A 1,975-nucleotide genomic window follows, 5' to 3' on the forward strand; every position below is an offset into this window, starting at 1 on the left:
GGTTTACTCATACCACACAGCTACCATGCTGGATTCACAAGATGAATCCCTCATGGGATTTGTGCAACAGAGCCGTGTCGCGCTATAATGTGGTGGCCGGTCCGACTGTGGCGCTTGACCTTAAAGGTAAAGCGCGTTCGGCGTCTGTCACCCTGACCCAGCCGATCATTGCCCGTGACAAGTTCGTCTTGCAGGCCATTGGCTCTGCTTTCAAAGGCAAGTCTTGGTCCTATTCGGCGGGCGTTCCGCTGGTTGAGGCGGGCACGACGAAATTCTCGGCAGGCTTTTCGCTGGGCGCGTATGGCGACAACTGGTCCTTTGACACCCAGATCCAGAATGTTTCGGCCAAGGTTAATGACGTTATCGCGGCTTCTTCCAACACGTATTCCGTTCTTACGGGATCGTTCGACGGCAGCTACCGCTTTGGCACGGAACTGAGCCTTATCGGGCGCGGCGCATGGCAGTCTACCAAAGAAGTCTCGGTGCCCGGTGAGTTGTTGTTCCAGATCGGTGGCCCGACCACCGTCCGAGGCTATCCGTCAGATGGCGTGGCCGGAGACGATGGTTTTTATGTCAACCTTGAGCTGCACAAGCCGTTCAAAGTGAAAGATAAGACCGTCAACGGTTTTGTTTTCCTTGATGCGGGAGAAGTGTATTCCTCTTTTCCCAAGGTGACCACCTTGATGTCCACGGGAATGGGCGCGTCCTATGCGTTCAACAGGCATGGTCGCTTTGACGTGGTTGTTGGGGTGCCGCTGAAAAAGACGTTGGCAAATCAATCAAAGGCGACGCTGTCAGCCACGCTGACGCTGTCGCGTTTCTGAACTTGGTGGCTTTTGGTCGCGGCTGCGGCAGCGTCCTGACCGGGGGCTGCCCGTGCTTGTCCAGCGGAAGATAGGGGTTGTGGCGCGGGATCAGATTTTGCACAGTTCCCAGACATTTGAATGAAGTAGAGGGCCGGATTTATGACCAAGCAATTGATGATCTACGAAAATGCAGTGCCGGTTTCGGCTGATGAACATCGCGGCCTTTCGGTTCGTCAGGGCACAAGCTTTGGCTTTGCCGCGGCACTGAATTCCGTGCCTTTGGTGGTGGCCGAGTTTGAAAAAGCGTCTGCCGAATACCCGATTATTTTCGCGGCCGAGGGTGAGGCGATGACCCCGGCGCTGGTTATTGGCCTTCGGGCCGACGAAAACCTTTGCGTCAACGCCGATGGGACGTGGGATGGCGATTATGTGCCCGCGTTTTTGCGCCGCTATCCTTTCGTCTTTTCGGGCGGCACCGAGGGCGAGCCGTTTACCTTGTGCATTGACACCGCTTTTGAGGGCGTGAATGAGGATGACAAGGGCGAGCATTTGTTCGACAGCGACGGCAATCGCACCCAGTACCTCAACACGATGCTGCAATTCGCCTCTGATTATCAGACCCAGCATGCGGTGACGCGCAGCTTTACTGAGCGCCTGCGTACGCTTGATCTCTTGGAACAGGCGACGGCAACCGCTTCGCTTCCCGACGGGACGCGGCTGTCGCTTGGTGGATTTCAACGGGTCAGTGCCGAGCGGCTGGCGGCACTGGGCGATGCGGACGTGCTGGACCTGTTCCGCAGCGGGATGCTTTCGGTCATTCAGGCACATCTTGCATCTCTGTCGCGTCTGCCGGCTCTTCTGGTTCGGGCCGAGCGACGCGCAAACGGTGGTCAAGCGGACTGAAGCAGGCAAAGCGGGTCTGCCCTCAGGGATGCGTCATGCCTTGCGGGGTCTGGCCTCGGGGTACTGTCGCAACCTTTAAGCTTCCAGCTGAAGCCGAGATATGGCAACGTTCTCTGATGGTTACAGTTTCATATTTTTGATGGCCCTCGGCATGAATAATTTCAAGGGCACGCAGAGAGTTGGTCGCGGAATTTCGGACCAGTTGTTAAGGTGGATCACATGATGAGAGAAGTGATCCAGAATGAAGAAACGAAAGAACCATTCGC

At 56.2% G+C, this 1,975-nt stretch carries 2 protein-coding genes; both read left to right on the forward strand.

Features of this window, described 5'->3' with window-relative positions:
• The coding region (locus BMY36_RS19035; RefSeq protein WP_217646643.1) for a ShlB/FhaC/HecB family hemolysin secretion/activation protein at positions 1–824 on the forward strand (824 nt) is incomplete at its 5' end.
• Between the two features lie 141 nt (positions 825–965).
• On the forward strand, positions 966–1,709 hold the full coding sequence (locus BMY36_RS19040) for a SapC family protein (RefSeq protein ID WP_050520778.1): 744 nt from the start codon (positions 966–968) through the stop codon (positions 1,707–1,709).
• The last annotated feature ends 266 nt before the right edge of the window (positions 1,710–1,975 follow it).

Source organism: Pseudorhodobacter antarcticus, assembly GCF_900110135.1.
Taxonomy (GTDB): domain Bacteria; phylum Pseudomonadota; class Alphaproteobacteria; order Rhodobacterales; family Rhodobacteraceae; genus Pseudorhodobacter; species Pseudorhodobacter antarcticus.

Excerpts from the sequence above, each read along its gene's own strand:
- BMY36_RS19040 (WP_050520778.1), top strand. The coding sequence starts at position 966 with ATGACCAAGCAATTGATGATCTACGAAAATGCAGTGCCGGTTTCGGCT.